The 21,570-nt window shown below is 61.8% G+C and carries 24 protein-coding genes; 16 read left to right on the top strand and 8 right to left on the bottom strand.

Annotated features, from left to right (window positions below):
- Positions 1-42 precede the first annotated feature (42 nt).
- Positions 43-1,527: a Ca2+-dependent phosphoinositide-specific phospholipase C gene (locus BVU99_RS16195; protein ID WP_099816835.1), complete on the top strand. Its 1,485-nt coding sequence runs from the start codon at positions 43-45 to the stop codon at positions 1,525-1,527.
- Between the two features lie 66 nt (positions 1,528-1,593).
- The gene (locus BVU99_RS16200; protein WP_004928553.1) at positions 1,594-1,887 is read left to right on the top strand and encodes a SelT/SelW/SelH family protein; all 294 of its coding nucleotides are present in this window, start codon (positions 1,594-1,596) and stop codon (positions 1,885-1,887) included.
- Positions 1,888-1,893: 6 nt separating this feature from the next.
- Here BVU99_RS16200 and BVU99_RS16205 read toward each other — a convergent pair whose 3' ends face one another.
- Positions 1,894-2,835 (bottom strand): LysR family transcriptional regulator, encoded by a 942-nt coding sequence (locus tag BVU99_RS16205; protein WP_025302807.1) that lies wholly within the window; start codon positions 2,833-2,835, stop codon positions 1,894-1,896.
- 97 nt (positions 2,836-2,932) lie between these two features.
- Here BVU99_RS16205 and BVU99_RS16210 point away from each other — a divergent pair, with 97 nt between their 5' ends.
- The 7 genes from BVU99_RS16210 to BVU99_RS16240 all read left to right on the top strand — a co-directional run bounded on the left by BVU99_RS16210 (position 2,933) and on the right by BVU99_RS16240 (position 7,553).
- Entirely contained in the window at positions 2,933-4,132 is a 1,200-nt protein-coding gene (locus BVU99_RS16210) for an MFS transporter (RefSeq protein WP_099816834.1), read from the top strand.
- Positions 4,133-4,237: 105 nt separating this feature from the next.
- Complete coding sequence (locus tag BVU99_RS16215; RefSeq protein WP_025302805.1) at positions 4,238-4,732, top strand: TIGR00645 family protein; 495 nt, start codon at positions 4,238-4,240, stop codon at positions 4,730-4,732.
- A gap of 189 nt (positions 4,733-4,921) precedes the next feature.
- Positions 4,922-5,377, top strand: a complete 456-nt coding sequence (gene fabZ / locus BVU99_RS16220; RefSeq protein WP_025302804.1) for a 3-hydroxyacyl-ACP dehydratase FabZ — start codon at positions 4,922-4,924, stop codon at positions 5,375-5,377.
- A gap of 30 nt (positions 5,378-5,407) precedes the next feature.
- On the top strand, positions 5,408-6,196 hold the full coding sequence (locus tag BVU99_RS16225; RefSeq protein WP_049204011.1) for a fused MFS/spermidine synthase: 789 nt from the start codon (positions 5,408-5,410) through the stop codon (positions 6,194-6,196).
- 80 nt (positions 6,197-6,276) lie between these two features.
- Positions 6,277-6,471 carry a ribbon-helix-helix protein, CopG family gene (locus tag BVU99_RS16230; protein WP_004928567.1) on the top strand — a complete coding sequence of 65 codons (195 nt, stop codon included), beginning with the start codon at positions 6,277-6,279 and terminating at the stop codon, positions 6,469-6,471.
- 141 nt (positions 6,472-6,612) lie between these two features.
- Positions 6,613-7,014 (top strand): VOC family protein, encoded by a 402-nt coding sequence (locus BVU99_RS16235; RefSeq protein WP_025302802.1) that lies wholly within the window; start codon positions 6,613-6,615, stop codon positions 7,012-7,014.
- Entirely contained in the window at positions 7,014-7,553 is a 540-nt protein-coding gene (locus BVU99_RS16240; protein ID WP_170311432.1) for a dihydrofolate reductase family protein, read from the top strand. Before BVU99_RS16235 ends, BVU99_RS16240 begins: the two co-directional genes overlap by 1 nt.
- Here the strand turns inward: BVU99_RS16240 and BVU99_RS16245 are convergent.
- From BVU99_RS16245 to BVU99_RS16255, 3 genes are all read right to left on the bottom strand, one after another.
- A complete protein-coding gene (locus tag BVU99_RS16245; RefSeq protein WP_049204010.1) occupies positions 7,538-8,935 on the bottom strand; it encodes an MFS transporter in 1,398 nt (465 codons plus the stop codon). The genes BVU99_RS16240 and BVU99_RS16245 overlap by 16 nt on opposite strands.
- Before the next feature lie 113 nt (positions 8,936-9,048).
- Positions 9,049-10,116 (bottom strand): oxidoreductase, encoded by a 1,068-nt coding sequence (locus BVU99_RS16250; protein ID WP_099816833.1) that lies wholly within the window; start codon positions 10,114-10,116, stop codon positions 9,049-9,051.
- A gap of 12 nt (positions 10,117-10,128) precedes the next feature.
- A complete protein-coding gene (locus BVU99_RS16255) occupies positions 10,129-10,878 on the bottom strand; it encodes a DeoR/GlpR family DNA-binding transcription regulator (protein WP_025302798.1) in 750 nt (249 codons plus the stop codon).
- A 152-nt stretch (positions 10,879-11,030) separates the two neighbouring features.
- On the opposite strand from BVU99_RS16255, the gene BVU99_RS16260 reads away from it, so the two are divergent.
- Positions 11,031-11,906, top strand: coding sequence for an alpha/beta hydrolase (locus tag BVU99_RS16260; protein ID WP_025302797.1), 876 nt, complete (start codon positions 11,031-11,033; stop codon positions 11,904-11,906).
- On the opposite strand, the gene BVU99_RS16265 is transcribed toward BVU99_RS16260, so the two are convergent.
- Positions 11,833-13,050: an MFS transporter gene (locus BVU99_RS16265; protein ID WP_025302796.1), complete on the bottom strand. Its 1,218-nt coding sequence runs from the start codon at positions 13,048-13,050 to the stop codon at positions 11,833-11,835. The two genes, BVU99_RS16260 and BVU99_RS16265, sit on opposite strands and share 74 nt — an antisense overlap.
- Positions 13,050-14,207, bottom strand: coding sequence for a serine hydrolase domain-containing protein (locus tag BVU99_RS16270; RefSeq protein ID WP_049295580.1), 1,158 nt, complete (start codon positions 14,205-14,207; stop codon positions 13,050-13,052). The genes BVU99_RS16265 and BVU99_RS16270 overlap by 1 nt, the downstream gene beginning before the upstream one ends.
- A 121-nt stretch (positions 14,208-14,328) precedes the next feature.
- On the opposite strand from BVU99_RS16270, the gene BVU99_RS16275 reads away from it, so the two are divergent.
- From BVU99_RS16275 to BVU99_RS16300, 6 genes are all read left to right on the top strand, one after another.
- Complete coding sequence (locus tag BVU99_RS16275; protein WP_060433031.1) at positions 14,329-15,216, top strand: LysR family transcriptional regulator; 888 nt, start codon at positions 14,329-14,331, stop codon at positions 15,214-15,216.
- A 225-nt stretch (positions 15,217-15,441) separates the two neighbouring features.
- Positions 15,442-16,746: an MmgE/PrpD family protein gene (locus tag BVU99_RS16280; RefSeq protein WP_099816832.1), complete on the top strand. Its 1,305-nt coding sequence runs from the start codon at positions 15,442-15,444 to the stop codon at positions 16,744-16,746.
- Between the two features lie 19 nt (positions 16,747-16,765).
- Positions 16,766-18,103, top strand: coding sequence for an LLM class flavin-dependent oxidoreductase (locus BVU99_RS16285; RefSeq protein WP_049204006.1), 1,338 nt, complete (start codon positions 16,766-16,768; stop codon positions 18,101-18,103).
- Positions 18,104-18,120: 17 nt separating this feature from the next.
- On the top strand, positions 18,121-19,035 hold the full coding sequence (locus BVU99_RS16290) for an ABC transporter substrate-binding protein (protein ID WP_049204005.1): 915 nt from the start codon (positions 18,121-18,123) through the stop codon (positions 19,033-19,035).
- Positions 19,032-19,937, top strand: coding sequence for an amino acid ABC transporter permease (locus BVU99_RS16295; RefSeq protein ID WP_099816831.1), 906 nt, complete (start codon positions 19,032-19,034; stop codon positions 19,935-19,937). Before BVU99_RS16290 ends, BVU99_RS16295 begins: the two co-directional genes overlap by 4 nt.
- Positions 19,934-20,695, top strand: a complete 762-nt coding sequence (locus tag BVU99_RS16300) for an amino acid ABC transporter ATP-binding protein (protein WP_025302789.1) — start codon at positions 19,934-19,936, stop codon at positions 20,693-20,695. Before BVU99_RS16295 ends, BVU99_RS16300 begins: the two co-directional genes overlap by 4 nt.
- 39 nt (positions 20,696-20,734) lie before the next feature.
- Here BVU99_RS16300 and BVU99_RS16305 read toward each other — a convergent pair whose 3' ends face one another.
- Together BVU99_RS16305 and BVU99_RS16310 are read right to left on the bottom strand one after the other, a co-directional pair.
- Complete coding sequence (locus BVU99_RS16305; RefSeq protein WP_016927779.1) at positions 20,735-20,872, bottom strand: AcrZ family multidrug efflux pump-associated protein; 138 nt, start codon at positions 20,870-20,872, stop codon at positions 20,735-20,737.
- Between the two features lie 193 nt (positions 20,873-21,065).
- The gene (locus BVU99_RS16310) at positions 21,066-21,536 is read right to left on the bottom strand and encodes an Rrf2 family transcriptional regulator (RefSeq protein WP_025302788.1); all 471 of its coding nucleotides are present in this window, start codon (positions 21,534-21,536) and stop codon (positions 21,066-21,068) included.
- Between the last annotated feature and the right edge of the window lie 34 nt (positions 21,537-21,570).

Raw genomic sequence — 21,570 nt, forward strand, 5'->3', positions numbered from 1 at the left:
GACTGCGCGTCCCGTCCCTGCGTCTTGATGAGAGGCAACGTCATGAATGATGCAACGATTCGCTACCATCAGGTGCGGCAAAAGAGCACCCACAACTCGTATCAACGCACGGAAAGCTACCCGGCTCAGGCGCTGTACTGGCGCATCCGTTCCCTTGAGATCGATATCCACAACAGTAATAACGCCGCCGGTTGGCCGCAGTTAAACGGCAACTGGTACGTTTATCATCTGGCGGTCATCGATCAGGTCAGCTCAGTCAACACCTTGGCGGATGCACTGGACGCGTTGTTGGCGTTTCATCGCGCGGTGCCGCAGCACGAAGTCGTCACCCTGTGGCTGGATTTGAAAGACGACTTCAACGCCGCCCGAGATCAAACACCCGAATCGCTCGATCGTTTGTTGGCCGAGCGCCTGGGGCGCGAACACATTTGGGGACCACCCGATCTGATCGGCGACTGCACCGATCTGCAAGCAGCGATCGCCGCCTATGGGTGGCCGTCGCTCGACACCCTGCGCGGCAAGTTCATTGTTGGCTGCACCACCGGCGATCTCGCCTCGCCGAATTCGGTGCTCAATCAGTATGTGCAAAACGGCGCCACCGCCAATCAACGGCTGGCGTTCGTCACGCCGGAAATCACCCAGGCGCAACAAATCGACCAACACGCCTGCGCCGTGATGTTCAACCTCTCGGCCGCCCACACCGCCCTGGCGAACGCGGTGTTTACCGCCGGCTTTGTCGGCCGCGCCTACGGCCTGAACGACGCAAACAGTTGGGCTACCGGCTGGAACAGTCGCGCGCACCATCTGGCCACCAACAAGGTTAACGCCGATTGGGACGGGTGGGCGCGCACCGATCTGCCGATGACCGGCTATCCGTTTACCGGCATCGACGTCACGCTACCGCCGGATCTGACCGAATCCGGTGCACTCTGCGCCATCAAGGTCGACTCCGGCGATATCTGGAATAAACGCGACAGCGGCTATTTTCGTTTCGATCGTGCCACTATCGGTGCCGAACGCACGCTCAGCGCCTTCGTCGCCAACCCGCAGTCACATACCGACGGCTTTATCAAAGGCGGAGTGATGGCGCGGGCCACGACCGCCGATGACGCCGCCTATATCGCAATATTTCAAACCGCTGCTCACGAAATCCGCATGCAGTACCGGCGGGATAACGGCGCCGGTACGGAAAAAATCGATGCCCGTCTGCCAAATGGCGTCAACGGCAAGCCCGTCGTCAGCAGCAATACGCCGATATGGCTGAAGCTGACGGTTCGGGGCGATGGCCACCAGGCACAAGGCAGTTATTCAATCGACGGCCTGATCTGGCACGCCGTAGGGGAGATCGGCGTCAGCCAAACGCTGCCGCTGCAAGGCTGGGCGGCCTCTTCACACGGCGCCGGCTCCGTAAAATGGCTGTTCGGCGGCGCAAAGGCGCCGACAGAGAGCACCGTCTTCGGCAACTCGGCCACCGGCGAATTCATCGCCGACAGCGCCCCTGCCGCGAGCCTCGGCCCCTACCGTTAGGAAAATTGACAACGGCGGTGCGGCAGCTGATGATGCAAGCACCGCTTCCTACTCGATCCGCCAACGATGAAAAATGCCCCCGCAGTGACGATCCACTACTGTTCGCAATGCAACTGGCTGCTGCGCGCCGGCTGGATGGCGCAAGAGCTGCTAAACACCTTTGGTGACGATCTCGCCTCCGTCACCCTGATGCCGGGCACCGGCGGGGTCTATCAAATCAGCGTCGATGGCGTGATGATTTGGGATCGCAAGATTGACGGCGGCTTCCCCGATGCGGCGCAGTTAAAGCAGCGGCTGCGCGATCACAGCTTCCCCGATCGCTCTCTCGGCCACAGCGACGGTAAAAAAGCCAGGCACTGAAGGCCGTCAGCGCCCCGTCGGCGGCTGCGCGCCGATAATGCGCGGCATCGTTTCTTTCATCATTTCCATGAATTTGCGTAAACGCGCGGGATAATAGCTGGCGTAAGGATACAGCAGGTAGATAGGCAGTGGCTCGGCTCGCCACAGGGGCAACAGCGTCTGCAGAGATCCTTGCGCCAACTCTTCTTTCACCACCCAAGACGACACGATCGCTACGCCCAGCCCTTCCAGCGCCGCTTTACGCGCCGCATAAAGGCTGTCGGTGCTCAACCTGGGTGCGATGCCGAAACGCCGCTGCTCGCCGCTGGTCGCGTGGGTCAGGACGACCTCATTGCGATAAAAACTGTTTACCGCCAGCCACGGCAATGATGCCAAATCGTCGAGATCGACGATCGCCGGTCGTTCAGTCAACAGTGCGGGTGACGCCACCGTACTGCGCGGCACTTCCGCCAACAGCACCGCCACCACCGAAGGATCGGTCACCGCGCCAACGTGAATGGCGCAGTCTACGCCTTCGGAAATGAAATCGGGAGAGTGGTCGTTCAGCGTCCACTCCACGCTGGTTTGGGGATAGCGCCGCAAATACTCCCCGAGCGGCCCGATCAGCTGATCCTGCCCAAAGGCGTGCGGAGCGCGCACGCGCAGTGCGCCAACCGGTTCGTCGCGCGCGCCGCGCAGCGCATCTTCCAGGCTTTGCCATTGCGCGAGCAAGCCGCGCGCTTGCTGATAGCAGCGTTCGCCGTCATCGGTAAGATGGAGCGCATGCGTCGTCCGTTGGATCAACCTGGTGCCCAACAGCTGTTCCAACGCCCGCAGACGTCGGCTGATGGTCGGCTGCGAGGTGCCCAGCTGCTGCGCCGCCGCCGACAGGCTCCCGCTCTCGACAATACGCACCAGGGTTTGCAGCAGGATTATACGGTCGCCGTTGGGTAAATTAATTTTATTCATACGTGTTACGTATAACAGTTCTACCCATATCGGGTCTACCCGCCGATAACATTCACGACAAAAATAGCCGCACATCCACCTTGTCAGGAATTATCGAATGAGCCTCTCACCCACCGGCGGTGCGCTTTCCGCCAAAACCGTTTTCCTGTTGGCCACCGGCGCCGGCCTTAGCGTCGCCTCTATTTACTACAGTCAGCCGATGTTGAGCGTCATGGGTGCCGACTTCCATGTCGGCGTTGGCGATACCGGATTCGTGCCGACCCTGACCCAATTGGGGTATGCCTTGGGTATTCTGTTACTGGCGCCGCTGGGCGATCGCCACGATCGCCGCGGGATCATTCTGGTGAAGGGCGTGCTGCTGGCCATGATGCTGCTGTTGTGCAGCCTGGTTTCCTCTTTTTCGCTGCTGTTGCTCAGCAGCCTGACGCTCGGCCTGGCCGCCACCGTCGCGCAGGACATCATCCCCGCCGCCGCGGCTCTGGCTCCTGATGCCCGACGCGGTAAAATCGTCGGCACCGTGATGACCGGGTTGCTGGCCGGTATTTTGCTGTCGCGCGTGTTCAGCGGGCTGGTCGCCGATTATTTCGGCTGGCGCAGTGTTTATGCGTTAGCCGCGCTGGCTGTTTTACCGATCACGCTGGTGATAGGGCGAGCTTTGCCGCGCTTTCAGCCACACAGCACGCTGAGTTATCCCGCCTTGCTGCGTTCGATGAGCCGGCTTTGGGCTACCTACCCTGAATTGCGGCGCGCGGCGTTGTCTCAGGCCTTTTTGTCCGTCGCCTTCAGCGCCTTCTGGTCCACGCTCGCGGTGATGCTGGCCGATCGCTATCAGCTGGGCAGCGCAGTCGCCGGCGCGTTCGGCCTGGCCGGCGCAGCGGGTGCACTGGCGGCACCGTTGGCGGGCAGTCTGGCTGACCGACACGGCCCAGACGCCGTCACTAAAATCGGCGCTGCGCTGGTAACGGTTTCTTTCGCCCTGATGTTTTTACTGCCGTTGCTACCGCAATCGGCGCAATGGGGGCTGATCGCGCTGAGCGCCATCGGGTTTGATCTCGGCATTCAGGCCACGCTGATCGCGCACCAGACCATTATTTACGGCCTCGATCCGGCTGCCCGCAGCCGCCTTAACGCCATTCTGTTCACGCTGGTATTCATCGGCATGGCCACCGGCGCCGCACTGGGCAGCCGCGTACTGGAACACCTGGGATGGCCGGGCGTAGTGGCGCTGACGACGGCCGCGGCGGGTGTTGCTTTGCTGATCCGCATGACGCGCCACTCTTTGCGTGCAACAGCCTGATCCGCGCCGTGATAGGCGCTCGGATAACGCAACCGGTTGATTTCGCCCGGGCCACCTGCGCTATACTGAGCGCCCTTTTTGCCACGCATTTAAAACAATTTTATGATGGAACGCTTGCTAGAAAACGCGATGTACGCCTCCCGCTGGTTGCTCGCACCGGTTTATTTCGGCCTTTCACTGGCCCTGGTCGCCCTGTCGATCAAATTTTTTCAGGAGATCCTGCACGTCCTGCCCAACATTTTTTCTGTCGCGGAAGCCGATCTGATCCTGACCCTGCTGTCGCTGGTCGATATGGCGCTGGTGGGCGGGTTGTTGGTGATGGTGATGTTCTCCGGGTATGAAAACTTCGTCTCGCAGCTGGATATCACCGAAGGGAAAGAAAAACTGAGCTGGCTGGGCAAAATGGACGCCACCTCGCTGAAAAACAAAGTCGCCGCGTCTATCGTCGCCATTTCCTCCATTCACCTGCTGCGGGTGTTTATGGACGCCAAGAACGTGCCGGACAACAAGCTGATGTGGTATGTGATCATCCACCTTACCTTTGTGCTGTCCGCCTTCGTGATGGGCTACCTGGATAAAGTGACCCGCTCCAAGCACTAAAACGTACTGCCACACCCGGTCGTCATGATCGGGTGCCTCCCTCACGCGCCCTTCTTCGCCTGTTTCCCCGCCGTCGTTTTTTTCATCTGGCACATCTGATGATAATTTTATTATAATGTTATTACACTCATCATGGACTGAACGCCGGCCCTTGCACCGGTTTCGCCGCAGACAGGATCACGCTCTCTCATGCCATTGACTGGTCACCCCCTGCAATTCAACGATATTCAGGCGATTTTGCCTCATCGTTATCCCTGCCTGTTGGTCGATCGCGTGCTTCCCGCCGGCACCTGCATTGCCGAAGGGAGGCTGAGCGCCATCAAGAACATCACCGCCAATGAGCCGACGTTCTGGAACGGCCACGCGCACTTCGCCGGTTTTCCCGGCGTGCTGTTGGTGGAAGCGCTGGCGCAAAGCACCGGACTGCTGGCGCATTACTATCTCGGGGCGCTAAACGAGGGGGAGCATTACTATTTTGCGGCCATTCAGCGTGCGCGGTTTTATCGCGCCGCCCGCCCCGGCGACCAGGTGCTGATGGAGGTGGCCTTTGTGCGCCGCCGCGGGGCGATCGCCCGCTTTACCGGCCGCGCCAGCATCGATGGCCAGCGCATTTGCACCGCCGATTTCATGTGCGCCCGTAAATAGGCCGCTTGCCGAAGGAGCCCTGCGAATACCATGTCTCTGGTTGACAGCTTACTCAAAACCCTTGATTTCTCTCCGCGCGGCCAGGTGATCGCTCGCGAAACCGACGCCTGGGGCGAAATCATCGTTTCCGACCACAAGGACTACCGCACGCTGCGGTTTGACGGCATCTGCGAACAGAGCAAGATGAGCCTCAGCAACCCCGCGCAGCCGATCCACAACTACATCAAAGCGATGCTGATGGCGGTGGCCTGGCAGCCGCCGGCCTCGGCGTTGATTTTGGGGTTGGGCGGCGGCAGCTTGCTGCGTGCGCTGCACGCGCTCGATCCGGCGATGCGCCTCGACGTCGTCGAGCTGCGCGCTGCGGTGATCGCCGTCGCACGCCGCTATTTTACGCTGCCGGCCACCGACACCATCAGCCTGCGCACCGCCGACGCCATGGACTTTGTGCGCCCGCCCGCCGAGACGCGTTACGATCTGATCTTCTCCGATCTCTATTCGGCGTTCGCCATGGATCCGCAGCAAGGCACCCAGACATTCCTGGAAAACTGCGCCGCGCGGCTGAACGACGGGGGCTGGCTGGTGCTGAATTACCACGATCTGCCCGACGAAAACAGCCTGCTGTACCACAGCCTGCACCGGATATTCGGCACCGTATTGTTTTGCGTCGCCCCCAGCGGCAACGTGATCATTTACGCCACGCCGGCCCAGGTGACATTGCCGCTGAGCGCGCTGCGCAACCTGGCCGCCGGCAGCGGCGAGCTGTTCAACTGCGAACTCGGCTACCTGTCACGCAAAATAGAGCGGCTGCATTTCCGCTAAAGACGAGAGGCGACGCGGTCTGGCTGGCCGCTTCGCCCACGTGGTATTATCATTCAGTTATCATTCTCTGGAGGATCCTGATGGAAAAGAAAACGGCGCGGCTAACGGTGCTGATTGACCCGGACAAGAAGAAAGCTCTGGAAGAACTGTGCCTACAGCAGGACGTCACCCCTTCCCAGGTGGTACGCCAGCTGATCCGCGATTATCTGCACAAGCATCAGGTTGACTATCCCAGCCAGCCGACTCACGCCAATCCACGCGTCGAAAGCAATTGAGCGGCTGCCTGTTCCGCCTACTGTGAAGCGCGCGTTGCTCCTGCGCGCGTCCCTAATCCGAATCCTCCGTTACGGTCTGTCCATTCTGCAATATCGCTGCTACTGTTTGCGTTCATACTCTCTCTTCGGAAAGGAAGCGCCATGTTCAGCCATATTACCGTCGGCGTCAGCGATCTGGACGCCGCCGCCGCCTTCTACGACGCCATTCTGTTGCCGCTGGGATTACAGCGGCGGGAAGTGACGCCGGACGGCGGTCCCGCTGCCCGCTGCTGGGTGAAGCCGGGCCAAACGCTGCCGCGTTTCTATGCTTACCAACCCTTCGACAGGCAGCCAGCCAGCGCTGGCAACGGCAGCATGCTGGCCTTTCTCGCCGCCGATGAGCTGGAGGTTAAACGCGCCTACGCTGCTGGCCTGCTGGCGGGCGGCAGCAGTGAAGGCGAGCCCGGCGAACGCGCGCATTACGGCAAGGGCTATTACGGCGCTTACCTGCGCGACCCCGACGGCAACAAGGTCCATGTGGTGTATCGGGGAGATCTCGCCTGATGAAATGTTCGGTTTATATCGCCACCAGCGTAGACGGATTCATCGCCGGCGCGGACGGCGACATCGACTGGCTGCTGCGCCCCGAGTACGCGGTTTCGTTGCTAAACGGCCTGAGTTATGAGGCATTTATCGCCGACATCGACGCACTGGTAATGGGGCGCCATACCTATGAAAAAGTCCGCGCCTTTCCCGAATGGCCCTATGGTGACCTGCCGGTGGTGGTGCTGTCGACGCAGCCGCCCTCGCCGCACGAGACAGGCCACGTTCGCTGGATGAATGGCGAACCGGCGGCCATCGTGGCGCAGTTGGCCGAGCAAGGCTGCGGTCACCTGTATATCGACGGCGGCCAGACCGTACAGCGTTTCTTGCAGGCCGGATTGATCGACGAACTGACGATTACCCGCGTGCCGCTGCTGCTGGGTGGCGGCATTCCCTTGTTCGGCGCCGATGGCCCGGAGCAACGCCTGCGCCTGCTCGCCGTCACCCAGTCGGACAATGGTTTCGTGCAAGAACGCTACGCGGTTCAGCGCGCATCGTAACGCAGCATCCGTCGGCGGCCGCCGAAGGCGATGAGCAACGCCGCCAGCGCCAACAGCGCCGCCACGCCGTAAGTCACCCGCATGCCGTCAACCGCGGCCGCCGCCGCAGTACCCGCCACCTGCTGCGAAGCCAGATAAAACAGCGCCCCCATCGCCGAAGCGCCGGTGATCGCCCCGAGATTGCGCGCCAGGTTCACCATGCCGGCGATCAGCCCGCGCCGTTCAGGAAACAGATCCTTCATCAGCATGGTGTTGTTGGCCACCTGAAACAGTGCATAGCCGGCGGTCAGCAGCGCGATGGGGGCGATATAGCCGAGCACGCCCCAGCGGTTAAGCAACGACAGCAATGCCGCCCCGGCGGCCACCGCCGCCAGCCCAAACTGGGCGATGCGCTGCGAGCCAAAACGATCCACCAGATAACCGGCCGGTATGCCGGTCAGGATCGCCACCGCCGGCCCCGCCGACATCACCAGCCCGACCTGCGCAGCGCTTAACCCCAGCGCGCGTGACAGATAGAACGGCCCGACCACCAGCGTGGCGGTCATCACCGTCATCACCAGCGCGCTGGCCGCCAGCCCCGCCGTCAGGGCCGGATGGCGGAACAGCGTCGGCGCCAACAGCGGCGATACGGCGCGGCGTTCCACACCGATGAACAGCGCCCCCGCCAACAGCGCCCCCAGCATCAACGCCAGGTTGAGCGCACCAAAATTGCCGCGCCCAAGGGTCATCGCCAGTGAATAGCAGAGCAATGCGCCGCCCAGCAGCAGCGTACCGGCGCGATCGAACGGTTCCGGGGGCGCTGCCGCGCGCGGCCCATTCGGCAAGTATCGCCAGGCGAGCCACAGCGCCAGCAGCCCCAGCGGCAGGTTGATCAGGAACATCGCCCGCCAGCCGAAACCGACGATCAGCGCGCCGCCCAACGACGGCCCCAGCGCGGTGCCCACGGCCGACATAGTGCCGAGCAGCCCCATCGCGCGGCCGATTTTTTCCGTGCCCAGCGCCTCGCCCGCCAGCGCCATGGCAATTGACATCATGACTGCGCCCCCCAGCCCCTGCGCCAGGCGCGCCGCCAGCAGCAGCCAAAGCTGCGGAGCCAACGCACAAGCCAACGAAGCGGCGGTAAACAGCGCGATGCCCGCCAGCAGCAGGCGGCGGCGATTGAGGCTGTCGCCCAAGCGGCCGATGCCGATGATGCAGGTGGTGACGGCCAGCAAATAACAGAGCAATACCCACTGCACCGCTTGGAACGAGGCATGGAACGCGGTGGCGAGCGCCGGCAGCCCGACATTGGCGATGCTGATGCCGAGCGATGACAGCAGCATGCTCAAAGACAGTGCGGCCAGTATGCCGCGGACGCCCTGCGGCGAAGGATGGGATAACATGATAAGCACTCCTGACATAGACTGAGGATTAGCCTATGTCAGGAGGTAGGATGGCGGAAGACGCACGGCGTGCACTGTATCCATGCGCCTGACGCCTTATCTGACGCGAGCCGTTACCAGGCGGCGATTTCCGCCTCGGTGAGCGGCAACGGCTGAGTCACACCGGTTTCCGCCGCCAGGGTGGCCGCCTCCAGCACCGCCATTACCGCCAGCGCCTGCGGTGCGGTAACCGGATTGCTGCCGGCGCCGCGCAGCGCGTCGCGCACCTGGACGTAATATTGACGCTGGTCGCCATCCGGCGTCGGCAGCGTACGCACCGGCTCCGTGCCGATAAACAGGCTCATCGCATCGTCGTCTTTGCCCCACTCCGCCGAGCCCGGCGTCACGCCAGCCAGCAGTTGGCTCTCCTGCCCGTCGGCGCGCGCTTTGACCACGCTGCCTTTCTCGCCGTGCACGGTAAAGCGTGAGACGCCGCCCGCCACCAGCATGCTGCCGTGCAGGATCACGCGGTGCGTCGGGTAGTTGAGCACCACGTGGGCCCAGTCGTTAATCTGCGCGTTGGGGCGCAGCGTAGCGATGTTGGCCTGCACGCTGTGCGGTAAACCGAACAGCTGCAGCGCCTGATCGACCATGTGTGGCCCCAGATCAAACCACAGCCCGCTGCCCGGCAGGTTCTGCTCGCGCCAGCGCACCCGCACTTCTGGGCGGTAACGATCGATGTGCGACTCAAAGTGCGTCACCTTGCCGATCAGCCCCTGTTCGATCACCTGCTTCACGCCCAGGAAATCGCTGTCCCAGCGGCGGTTCTGGAATACCGACAGCAGGCGATCGTGTTTTTCCGCCGCCGCAATCAGCGTACGCGCCTGCGCCAAATCCAGCGTAAACGGCTTATCCACCACCACGTGCTTGCCCGCCTCCATTGCGGCCAGCGCCAGCGGCGCATGGGTGTCGTTCGGCGATGCGATCACCACCAAATCCACCTCCGGCCGGCGGATGGCCTCCAGCGGATCGGCGATCACCTGCACGTGCGGCAGATCGGCATGCACCTTGGCGGCATCGCGCGAAGCCACCACGCTCAGTTCCAGCCCCGGCACCGCGTTAATCAGCGGCGCGTGAAACGCCTTGCCGACAAAGCCGTAGCCAATCAGCGCCACCTGCAACGGTCGAGCAGTATCGTTCATCAGTGTTCTCCTCTAGCGGTCGTCGGCGACGACACAAAGTTCAATCAATGATTGTTCGTCCAGGTTGTCCCACGGGCGATCGGTAAACAGACGTTGGATCTGCGCCAGATCCGCAACGTGATGCGGCTCGCAGCGGTCCAGTTTCATATGGTCGGCCACCAGCCAGCGCTCGCCGCTGTTGGCCAACATGGCGCGTTTGACCTCTGCATCGGCCTCTTCGCCGGCGCTCAGTCCCAACTGGGGATGCACCGCACAGGCGCCCAGTAAGGCGATGTCCGCGCGGTAGCGCGCCAGCAACGCCAGCGTGGCGCTGCCGGCGAATAGCCGCTGACGCACATCCCACTGGCCGCCAAGCAGGATCAGGTTAATCTCCGGCCTGTCGCTCAGGCACTGCGCGATATCCAGCGAAGCGGTGATCACCGTCGCCGGGCCGCGCAACGCCTGCGCCACCGCCAACAGCGTACTGCCCGCATCCAGCATCAGGGTGCTGCCGGGCGGGATCTGCGCAGCCACCGCGCGGCCGAGCCGCTGCTTGATCTGCGGCAACAGCGCCGCGCGCGCCTGACGTGGCATGCCGGACGGTTCGAGCGCGATCGCCCCGCCGTGATTTTTCTGCGCCAACCCTTGCCGCTCGAGATCGGCCAGATCGCGACGCACGGTATCGACCGAAACGCCGATGGCGCCGGCCAATTCCGCCACCGCCGCCTGCCCGCGTTCGCTGAGCAAATCCAGTAAATGGCGCTGTCGTGCCGCTTTGTGCATGGGCTTATTCCGCCGTAAAAAGCATAAAACAGCAATATACAGCAGATAACAGCAATGGAGAAGCCGCAATTGTGCGCACCGGCGATCAAACATCTTTTCGCCTGTAGGACGATGATGATGAAGACATAACGCATAACAATCCGGAGAAACGCATGAACATCGATCTGACGTTTGAAGACCTGAACGCACGCGCCGTGCAATACAATGCCCGCGCTTCGGTGGAGGATTTTGACGCCTGCATGGCGGAATACGCCGCGCTGGCCCAGCGCGCCAAGGCCCAGACGCCGGGCATTTACGATCTGCGCTACGGCATGAGCGCCGCCGAGCGCCTCGACCTGTTCCCGGCCAGCGCACAACCCGCCCCGCTGCTGATCTTTATTCATGGCGGCTATTGGCATTCACAGCGCAAAGAGGAAGCCTGTTCGATGGCCGCCGCGTTTGCTCGCCGCGGCGTGGCGGTCGCCACGCTGGAATACACGCTGGCGCCGGAAGCGACGCTCGCGGAGATCGTACATGAGGTGCGCAGCGCCGTCGCCTGGCTCTATCATCACGGGGCACCCTTCGGCATCGATCCGGCGCGCATTTTCGTCAGCGGCAGTTCGGCCGGCGGTCACCTGTGCGGCATGCTGATCGCCGACGGTTGGCAGCAACGCTATCGCCTGCCGCCCGACGCGATCAAAGGCGCGCTGGCGCTGAGCGGCCTCTACGATCTGCGCCCGCTGTGCGATATCTACATCAACGACTGGTTGCACCTGACGCCCGAGCAGGCGCAAACCCTCAGCCCGCTGTTTTTACTGCCGGCGAAAGACCATGCGCCGCAGATCCTGCTCGACGTCGGCCAACGGGAAACGCAAGGTTTCAAAAACCAGACGCAGGCCTATTATGACGCTTGCCGGGCGCATGGCCTCGACGTCCAGCTGCTGGCCGACCGTCACTGCAATCACTTTACGCTGGTCAACGAGCTGGCGGATGCGGAAAGCGCGATGTTCCGGCAGGTGATGGCGATGATCGACGCAACGCAACGGTAGCCTGCCGCTGCAACCGCAGCCTGGCGGCGATCGTAATCACCGCCAGCGCGGCGAACAAGGCTCCGCACAGCAGGCTGCCCTGTAGCCCCCACGCGGTAATAAACCCGCCGCCCGCCAGCGAGCCCAGCGCCACGCCCAGATTGATAAAGGCGATATACAGCCCGGTGGCGAACGCCGGCGCTTGCGGGGCTTCGGAGGTCAGCCAAATCTGCGTGACAATCAAACCGCTGGTGTGCGCCGCTCCCCAATACAGGCAAAGCGCCGTCATCGAGCCAATATTCACGCTGCCATAGCGATACAGCAGCGCATAAGCCGCAATCAAGGCTATCGGATGCAGCAGCACCGTCACCGCACGATGGCGGCTCAGCCATCTGCCGGCCAACAGGTTGCCCACGACACCGCCCACACCGAACGCCACCAGAAGAAAGCCGATGACGCCGCCGCTGAGACCGATTTCGCGGCTGAGGTACTCGGCCGCGTAAGCATAGACGGCAAACATGGCGGCAAAGATCAGCACGCAGGTAGTGATATTCAGCCACAGCGTACCGCTGCGCAGTATCGCCAACTGTTTGCCATAGCTGAGGCGCTGTACGGCCGCATCAGGCAAACGCCACAGCAATCCCAGCGCCGCCAGAAGGTTCACCCAGGCACAGAACCTGAACGACGCTTCATAGCTGAACTGTCCGGCGATCCATTGCGTCAGCGGTATCCCCAGCACCATGCCCATGCTGGTGCCGATGAACGCATAAGCGGTTGCTTTGGTAGCTTGATGCGGCGGATAAAGCGCCGCGGCCGCCACCATGGCCAGTGAAAAATAGATCGGATGAAACAACGCCGGCACAATGCGCAGCAGCATGAGCATGGAGAAGCTGTCCACCTGGGCGGACAGCGCGCTGGCCGCCGCAAACACGGTCAACGCGATCAACAACATGCGTTTGCGATTGAATTGCGACGCCAACAGCACCAACAGCGGCCCGAGCAGCGCAATGGTCAGGGCGAAGATCCCGACCAGCCAGCCTGCCTGCGCCGTGGAGATGCCATACCGTGCAATGATCAGCGGCAAAATGCCCACCACGCCGAACTCGATGCAGTAAACGCCGAACAGCCCCAGCGCGAGGAAGAAAATCGGTGGCATCAGACCCATCACCTCGCTCCCGTCGCGGCATAAACCGCCTGACAAATCTCGCCGACAAAGGCGCCGGACATCCCCTCCAGCGCCGTGTTGGTAAACGCCACCACGCTGAGCTGTCGGGCAGGATCGACGAACCACGAGTGGCCATAGGTGCCCCCCATCCGCCAGCTGCCTACGGACTCCGGCGTTTGTGCGGCGACGGGATCTTTCAGCACGGTGATGCCCAGGCCAAACCCGCGCCCTGGCCAAAACGGCATCGTTAAATCGCCGATTTGGTTGGTGGTCAGCGCCGTCACCCACTCGGTTGGCAGTACCGGCTTTCCTCCCTGGCGCAACGCTTCCAGCAAGCGCAGGAAATCCTCGGCCGATCCGACCATACCGGCGCCGCCTGAAGCGTAAGCCTGCGGATCCAAGGCTCGCGCCGGCGACAGAAGAAAACCGGCACTGCCATCGATGAACGGTAAACGATCCGGTTGGCGCAGGCGGCGTGGCCCACCGGGATGGTCGGCGTAAGCGGCCGCCAGGCGCGCGGCGTCCACCGCCAGGAAGTCGGTATCCGTCATCGCCAGCGGCCCGGTCACCCATTTTTTTACTGCCTGCGCCAGCGGCAGGCCGCTCGCCTGTTCAATAACCGCGCCCAACACATCGGTGGCGATAGAATAGCGCCACGCCGCGCCGGGCGGAGCCAGCAAAGGGGCGCAGGCAATACGCCGCATGTTTTCCTGCAGGCTGACGGACGCGTCATCCATACCGTCGGAGACCGCCGACTGAGCGTAGAATCCCCCTTCCGGCTGGAAAAATCGGTAGCTTAACCCGGCGGTGTGGGTCATCAAATGGCGCAGCGTCAACAACGGGACAGTGCCGTCCGCCAGCCGCGGGCGAAAATCCGGCAGCCAGCGGGTAACGGGATCGTCCAACCGCACGGCGCCTTGCGCCATCAGCGCCAGCGCCGCCGTGGACACGATCGGTTTGGACACCGAAGCCAACCTGAACAGCGTATTGCACGCCATCGGTTTGCCCGCTTCGCGATCTGCCATGCCCGCCGCGCGTCGATAAACGATCTCACCGCCCTGCGCTACTAAAACGACCGCGCCAACCAATCGTTTTTCGCGCAAGGCTTTCTCTATCGCGCCGTCGATCGCGTTGGCGGAGGATCCGTATTCATTCATCTTTATTACCCCAGGTAGTCAGCCCATGCTGTCGCCACCGAGCATAGGGCGTGGCGATTAACGAAAAAACAGGCTAGATTTCCTTTCATAGCGGACACTCACGTCCGTAATGGGGCAAGCAATGGATAATCTGTCTGGGGTGAGCGTCTTTGTGCAGACCGCGGAGACGCTGAGTTTCGTTGAGGCCGGGCGCGTGCTCGGCATTTCCGCTTCCGCGGTGGGGAAAAGCATCGCCCGCCTGGAAAACCGGCTGGGCACGCGCCTGTTTCACCGCAGCACGCGCAGCATGACCCTGACCGCCGAAGGCCGGCTGTTTCTGCACCGCTGCCAGCGCATTCTGGAGGAATTGGCGGCGGCGGAACGGGAAATCAGCGATACGCACAGCGCGCCGCGCGGCAAGCTGCGTGTCAGTTTGCCGCTGGTGGGCGGCCTGCTGAATCCGGTGCTGGCGGAATTTGTTCGGCGTTACCCGGAGATTGAGCTGGAAACCGATTTTTCCGACCGTCGAGTCGCGGTGATTGAAGAAGGGTTCGATGCGGTGATCCGCGTGGGCGATACCGAGGACTCTCGCTTAATGAGCCGCCAACTGGGCACGTTTCACCTACAGCTAGTGGCGGCGCCGGACTATCTGCGCCGGGCGGGAATACCCCGCCAGCCGGCAGAACTGCGCGATCACGCCTGCCTGTTATACAGATTCCCCACCACCGGCAAAGTCGAGACCTGGCCGGTGGCGGGCGGAGATAAACTGCTCGACGAAGGCCTGGGCAAGCGCACGGTATGCAACACCGTCGATACGCTGATTTACCTGGCGGAACAGGGCCTGGGCATCGCCTGCCTGCCCGATTTCGCGGTGCGGGAGGCGCTGGAGCAGCAGCGGCTCCAACCCGTGCTTGGCGACCAATGCCGACACAGTGGCAGTCTCAAAATCCTCTGGCCTTCAAGCAAACATCTTACACCGCGTCTCAGGGCATTTATCGACATCATGAGCGTTCGCCTTTTCTCAGCCTAAGTCCTCTACCGTGTTAGAACAAATTCAGCTTTGTTTTGCACAAAAATAGCTAAAGCGTAGCCTGCCGCGCCTGCCAGCAGCCCTGACGGCGGCGCAGTGCCGTCGTGATATTCCATTCAGCGATATAGAAGCGCCGTTCGTTCTTTCGGGACAAAGAAAACCGCCACACAATACCTTTTACCCCGCACTCGTGCATAACCATCTATAAATTCAGGTGTTAACGCCTTGTCATTATCGATAACCGCCCAATTCGCTCATCTGATATTGAACAGCCAGCCGGATCAAACCGCCCTGTCAGCCGCTCTCCGCGGCGTGAAAGATTACTTCGCCTGCGCATTGCCGATTGCCCGCGGGGCGTTGAGCGATGCCGGTCTGGCAGCGATCGGCACGACGTTTCCGCCGACCAGCAGTGAGAACCGTGCACTGCGCTATGGCTATGTCAGCCACTCGTTGGACTTCGATGATTACCATCCTGCGCTGCGTGGCCATCCTAGCACCGTAGTGCTCTCCGCCCTGCTGGCGCTGAACGGTGAGAGTGACAATGTCACTGAGCTGTTAACCGCCTATGTCATCGGTGTAGAGGCCGCTGGCCGGCTGGGATTGGCCGCTGGCACGCAACATTACGTGCAGGGTTTTCACAGCACCGCCACCCTGGGCGCGGTCGCCGCCTGCGCCGCCGTGGCGCGTTATCTGCAGCTTGACCAGCGGCAAACGCAGATTGCTCTCGGCCTGGCGGCCACCCAGGCGGCGGGCCTGCGCAGCCAGTTCGGTTCGGCGGCCAAACCGCTGCACGCAGGGCTGGCGGCACGCAACGCGGTCAATGCCGCCCTGCTGGCTCAGGCCGGTTTCATCGGCCAACCGGAGGGCGTGCTGGACAGCCTGCTGACTTCCCACGGCGGCGGCAGGCAAAAACCGGAATGCCTGACCGCCGACTGGGGCACGCCCTGGCGCATCCTGCAACCGGGGCTGGAGTTCAAGCGGTATCCGACCTGCGGTGGCACTCACAGCGCGGCCGAGGCGGCGCTCGCCCTGCGCGCGCGGCTGCTGGAACAAGGCGACGCCCTTGCGGAGATCGCACTGGTTGAGGTCAGTTTTCCGCCCGGCGCAGATACCGCACCCTATATTCGCCAACCGGCCACCGGTGTGGAAGCGCGCTTTAGCCTCGAATACGTCATAGCCGATGCGCTATACCACGGCGAGGTCCCGCTGACGCATTACGGCGAACAGCCGGTCGATGCGGCTATCGCCGCCCTGGCGGCAAAAGTTGAGCGCCATGTCGATCCCGCAGCCCCGCCGGACGCGCTCGATCCGGAGATGCGCTTCCATCGCCTGACCCTGACGCTGCAGGACGGAAGGCAAATAAGTGACATGGTCACAAGAAAGCAAACCGCCGCCCGGCCGACAGACCTCGACGCCAAGCTGCACGCCATTCTGCAGCTGCTTCCGGGCCTCGAAGGCGAAAGCGTTATCCGCGACTGCGCCCTCATGTCCCCTGGCGCGCTGCCGCGACTGATTGCATTGTTAAATTAATAATAAAACAGGAATAATTATGAGTACTTCACCTTCAACACCATCGCGCCAACTCCGTCTCGGCCTGTTCGTTCAGGCGCTGGGACACCACATCGGAGGATGGCGCGCACAAGGCGCCAGCGGTTCACCGACCGATATCGACTGGTTCACCTGGATCGCAAAAAAAGCCGAAGAAGGCACCTTCGATATGTTCTTCGTCGGTGACGCGTTGGCAACCAGCGTGCACCGCCTGCCCTCGACGATGTCACGCCTGGAGCCGCTGACGCTGCTGGCGGCGCTGGCGGTTAACACCCGCCATATCGGGCTGGCGGCGACCGCCTCCACCACTTTCGATCAACCTTTCCATCTGGCACGCGCCATGGCCTCCATCGACCATATCAGCCACGGCCGCGCCGCCTGGAACGTGGTGACCTCTTTCTCCAGCGATGCGGCGCGCAATTTCAGTCGTGAAGACCTGCCGTCGCACGCCGAACGCTATGAAGTGGCGCGGGAATTCCTCGAGGCCAGCTACAAACTGTGGGACGGCTGGGAAAAAGACGCCATCGTGCGCGATAAGCAAAATGGCGTATACGCTATCGACGAGAAAATCCACGCCGCCAACCATAAGGGCAAGCATTTCTCGGTGCAGGGCCCGCTGAATATTTCCCGCTCGCCGCAGGGGCGGCCAGTGATCATTGAGGCCGGCTCTTCCCCGGCCGGCCAACAGCTGGCGGCGGAAACCGCCGAAGTGGTGTTCACCGCCGCCGCCAGCCTGGAAGAAGGACAGGCTTTCTACCGCAGCCAGAAAAAATACGTGGCCGACGCCGGCCGCAACCCGGACCACCTGCTGATCCTGCCAGGTGTGATGCCGATTGTCGGCCGTACCAAAGAAGAAGCACAGGAAACCTGGTATCAGCTGAATCAACTGGTGGATATCGATAACGGCATTGAGCAGCTGTCGGCGCGCTTTGGCTTCGATTTGAGCGATTACCCGCTGGACGGCCCGGTGCCGAACGTGGGCGCCACCGAAGGCGGCCAAAGCCGCGTGAAACTGCTGACCGATCTGGCCGCGCGGGAAAACCTGACGCTGCGCGAGCTGGCGGCCGTCGCGGCCGGTTCGCGTGGCCACCGCGTGGTGGTAGGCACCGCCGCAGAGATCGCCGACGACTTCCAGCTGTGGCTGGAACAGCAAGGCGCAGACGGCTTCAACATCATGCCGGCGGTGTTGCCCAACCAACTGGAACTGTTCGTCGAGCTGGTGATCCCGGAGCTGCGCCGCCGTGGCCTGTTCCGTGAAGAGTATCAGCATGCAACCCTGCGTGAAAACCTGGGCCTGCCGGAACCGGCAATCAACTTCGCTAACGTAAAATCGGCTTAATCCGCAGGGAAATCATGATGAAAAACACATTCAAACGCACCGTACTGTCCCTGCTGTTGGCTTCCTCCACGCTGGCGCCGTTGGCCGCCGGTCATGCCGCTGAAGGCGATGTTCCCTTCAAGGCGGCGGTGAAAGCTGCCGCCGATCCGGCGCTGCACGACAGCCTGCCTGACGCTATCAAAAAGGCCGGCTATATCGTTGCCGGCACCAACCCGAACACCCCGCCGACCACCTTTTACCAGGCGGACAACAAAACGCTGGCCGGGCGTGAAATCGACGTGATGAGCGCAATTGCCGATCGCCTGGGCGTGGCGATCCACTGGAAGGACACCGGCGGTTTCGACAACATCATCCCCGGCCTGAAGTCCGGCCGTTATGACGTCGCGCTGGCCAACATTGACGCCAACAAAAAGCGCTTCCAGCAGGTGGACTTCGTCGGCTATTACAACGCTTCCAAACTGGCCTTGATCGCCCGCAAAGACGCTGCGCTTGGCCCTTACACCGAGCTGGCCCAGCTGTGCGGCCAGACCGTCGGCGCCGGCGCAGGTACCTCGCAAATCACCCGCCTGCAGCAGGCCAGCGATCAATGCGTCGCCGCCGGCAAGCCGGCCATCACCATGCCGATCTTCCCGGACCGTCCGGCCGGGGTGCAGGCGGTGATCAGCGGCCGCGTGCCGATGTTTTTCGGCCCGTATGAAGGGCTGCGCTACCAGGCCACCCACGTCAAACCGCTGACGCTGGCCGGTGATATCAACATCGACGGTACCACGGTGGCCATCGCCCTGCCGAAAGGCTCCGAACTGGTGAAACCGGTGCAGGCGGCGCTAAATTCGCTGATCGCCGACGGCAGCTACCAGAAAATCCTCGACGGCTGGGATATCGGTTTTGGTGCCGTGAAAACCGCCGGCATCAATGAAGAGATCGCAAAATGAGTGGGCAATACCCTGTCGACGACGCGGAACTGAGCATCGTTGGCCACCGGCATTACGGGCGCTGGCTCAGCGCCCTGGTTGTGCTGCTGATCGTCGGCGTTATCGTCAATTCCATGCTGCACAACCCGCGCTTTGAATGGTCGGTGGTGGCAGAAAATCTTACCGAGGCGTCCATCCTCAACGGCGTGCTCATGACGCTGAGGCTGACGGTGATTTCGGTGGTGTTCGGCTTCGCCGGCGGCGTGCTGCTGGCGCTGATGCGCCTGTCGGCCAATCCGGTATTGGTGGCGGTAAGCTGGTTCTACACCTGGTTCTTCCGTGCAGTGCCGATGCTGGTGCAGCTGTTCCTGTGGTACAACATCGCCGCGCTTTATCCCCGCATCAGCTTGTGGATCCCGTTTCTGGGCGAAGTCGCCAGCGCACCGACCAATACCCTTATCAGCACCTTCAGCGCCGCGGTGATTGCGCTGGTGATGCATCAGTCGGCCTATGCGGCGGAGATCGTGCGTGCAGGCATCCAAAGCGTCGGCAGCGGCCAGTTGGAAGCCGCCAAAGCACTGGGCTACCGTCGTGGGCAAATCCTGTGGCGCGTGGTATTGCCGCAGGCGATGCGCACCATCCTGCCGCCGGCGGGCAATGAGGTGATCGGGCAGTTGAAAACCACCGCGGTGGTGTCGGTGATTGCCCTGCAGGACGTGCTGTATTCGGCGCAGATCATTTACCAACGCACCTACGAGGTCATCCCGCTGCTGCTGGTCGCCACCCTGTGGTATCTGGCCATGACTTCGATTCTGTCGATTGGTCAATACTACGTGGAGCGCTATTTTGGCCGCGGCACGCAGGCAACGCGCAGCGGCCGGTTCTTCCTCAACCGCAAAGCCCCTCAGGGAGGTGAACAATGAGCGCATCTATCCACATCAACCGGGTGCGGAAATCCTTTTCCGGCACCGACGTGTTGAAAAACATCAGCCTGACCATTCCGGCAGGTTCGGTAACGGTGATCCTCGGCCCTTCCGGCTCCGGCAAATCCACCCTGTTGCGCTGCATCAACCACCTGGAAAAGCTGGACGGCGGCACCATTCGTGTTGGCGAACAGCTGATCGGCTATCGCCAAAAAGGCCGGCATCTGTACGAGCTGAAAGAAGCCGAGGTGGCCGAACAGCGTAAAAGCATTGGCATGGTATTTCAGCAGTTCAACTTGTTTGCACACCGCACCGTGTTGCAAAACGTCAGCGACGCGCCGCTGCGGGTGAAAAAGGAAAAAAAAGCCGAGGTGCAGGAACGGGCGAAACAGCTGCTGACCCGCGTCGGGCTGGAACATCGCATCAACGCCTGGCCGCGTGAACTGTCCGGCGGCCAGCAGCAGCGCGTCGCCATCGCCCGCGCGCTGGCAATGAACCCACAGGTGTTGCTGTTTGATGAACCGACCTCCGCCCTCGATCCTGAATTGGTTGGCGAAGTGCTGCAGGTGATGAAAGACTTGGCGCATTCGGGCATGACCATGGTGGTGGTCACGCACGAAATCGGCTTCGCACGCGAAGTGGCCGACCAGATTGTCTTTATGGATCAGGGAAAGGTGGTAGAAACGGGCAGCGTGCAGCAGGTTCTGGATGCGCCGGGACATGAGAGGACGCGCAACTTCCTGGCGACGGTATTGTAAGCCTCCGTCAGGGGGCGTTGCGTCCCCTGACGTTCAAATTCAGCCGTTATTTTTTCTGCCGATAGCGGAAAAGACGTTGAACACTTCACCCAGGCCGTAAATCGCGCCGAGCAAGACGGCCACCATTACCGGCACCAGGACCACCACGGTGGCCAAGCTTTCAATCATTTCTAACATCGTTCTCTCCTGGTTTATAAGCACAGCGAATCTACGCCGGAAGAAAAGGTTTCCGGCCAATCGATCGATTATCGTGGGGAGGCAGTCTAAAACGTGAGCTACATCACACTTGATGCGAGCTAATGTAACTTACACAATTACATTAACGCAATGCAAAAAATGCTCTGCGCGTAGCGAGAATTTGCGTGGTTTTTTATTGCGTATCCGCTTGATATTGCGGTGAACAAGGGACAAAAGGATAGCCTGCGCACCGTTCGACCTGCCCGGCCATTTCGGCGATGCTGGTTTGCGCCAGGCTGGCTTCCAGCGCGTGACCGACGCGTGCAAATTCTTGCTCCAGCACCGGGGTTATGGCGTGGCCGATATAGCACGCATCGTTAGGCCGGGTACGGTGCAGCATGAAATACGGTTGATCCTCTACCGCGCGATACACGTCCAGCAGCGAGATCGTTTCCGCCGGCCGCGCCAGCAGCGCCCCACCGCCTTGTCCCATCTGTGAATAGGTCAGCCCGGCCTCCGCCAGCGCGCCGAGGATGCGCCGTACTACCGTCGGATTCGTGTTGACGCTGCGCGCGATGTCTTCGGAACGCACCGTCTGGCCACGACACAGCGTGATATTGGTCAGAATATGGATGGCAACGGCAAATCGCGTGGAGGTAGACACCTTGGCACCTGCTCAGAGTTTCGTTTATGTCGGA

Source organism: Serratia sp. OLAL2, from assembly GCF_002752475.1.
Lineage (GTDB): Bacteria > Pseudomonadota > Gammaproteobacteria > Enterobacterales > Enterobacteriaceae > Serratia > Serratia bockelmannii.

Bases quoted from the DNA above. Each gene is read 5' to 3' on its own strand.
- BVU99_RS16200 (WP_004928553.1), top strand. From the start codon at position 1,594: ATGAAAAATGCCCCCGCAGTGACGATCCACTACTGTTCGCAATGCAAC.
- BVU99_RS16290 (WP_049204005.1), top strand. From the start codon at position 18,121: ATGAAAAACACATTCAAACGCACCGTACTGTCCCTGCTGTTGGCTTCC.
- BVU99_RS16245 (WP_049204010.1), bottom strand. From the start codon at position 8,935: ATGTTATCCCATCCTTCGCCGCAGGGCGTCCGCGGCATACTGGCCGCA.
- BVU99_RS16195 (WP_099816835.1), top strand. From the start codon at position 43: ATGAATGATGCAACGATTCGCTACCATCAGGTGCGGCAAAAGAGCACC.
- BVU99_RS16255 (WP_025302798.1), bottom strand. From the start codon at position 10,878: ATGCACAAAGCGGCACGACAGCGCCATTTACTGGATTTGCTCAGCGAA.
- BVU99_RS16235 (WP_025302802.1), top strand. From the start codon at position 6,613: ATGTTCAGCCATATTACCGTCGGCGTCAGCGATCTGGACGCCGCCGCC.
- BVU99_RS16250 (WP_099816833.1), bottom strand. From the start codon at position 10,116: ATGAACGATACTGCTCGACCGTTGCAGGTGGCGCTGATTGGCTACGGC.
- BVU99_RS16300 (WP_025302789.1), top strand. From the start codon at position 19,934: ATGAGCGCATCTATCCACATCAACCGGGTGCGGAAATCCTTTTCCGGC.
- BVU99_RS16240 (WP_170311432.1), top strand. From the start codon at position 7,014: ATGAAATGTTCGGTTTATATCGCCACCAGCGTAGACGGATTCATCGCC.
- BVU99_RS16270 (WP_049295580.1), bottom strand. From the start codon at position 14,207: ATGAATGAATACGGATCCTCCGCCAACGCGATCGACGGCGCGATAGAG.
- BVU99_RS16265 (WP_025302796.1), bottom strand. From the start codon at position 13,050: ATGGGTCTGATGCCACCGATTTTCTTCCTCGCGCTGGGGCTGTTCGGC.
- fabZ (WP_025302804.1), top strand. From the start codon at position 4,922: ATGCCATTGACTGGTCACCCCCTGCAATTCAACGATATTCAGGCGATT.
- BVU99_RS16210 (WP_099816834.1), top strand. From the start codon at position 2,933: ATGAGCCTCTCACCCACCGGCGGTGCGCTTTCCGCCAAAACCGTTTTC.
- BVU99_RS16295 (WP_099816831.1), top strand. From the start codon at position 19,032: ATGAGTGGGCAATACCCTGTCGACGACGCGGAACTGAGCATCGTTGGC.
- BVU99_RS16260 (WP_025302797.1), top strand. From the start codon at position 11,031: ATGAACATCGATCTGACGTTTGAAGACCTGAACGCACGCGCCGTGCAA.
- BVU99_RS16230 (WP_004928567.1), top strand. From the start codon at position 6,277: ATGGAAAAGAAAACGGCGCGGCTAACGGTGCTGATTGACCCGGACAAG.
- BVU99_RS16205 (WP_025302807.1), bottom strand. From the start codon at position 2,835: ATGAATAAAATTAATTTACCCAACGGCGACCGTATAATCCTGCTGCAA.
- BVU99_RS16225 (WP_049204011.1), top strand. From the start codon at position 5,408: ATGTCTCTGGTTGACAGCTTACTCAAAACCCTTGATTTCTCTCCGCGC.
- BVU99_RS16305 (WP_016927779.1), bottom strand. From the start codon at position 20,872: ATGTTAGAAATGATTGAAAGCTTGGCCACCGTGGTGGTCCTGGTGCCG.
- BVU99_RS16285 (WP_049204006.1), top strand. From the start codon at position 16,766: ATGAGTACTTCACCTTCAACACCATCGCGCCAACTCCGTCTCGGCCTG.
- BVU99_RS16215 (WP_025302805.1), top strand. From the start codon at position 4,238: ATGGAACGCTTGCTAGAAAACGCGATGTACGCCTCCCGCTGGTTGCTC.
- BVU99_RS16275 (WP_060433031.1), top strand. From the start codon at position 14,329: ATGGATAATCTGTCTGGGGTGAGCGTCTTTGTGCAGACCGCGGAGACG.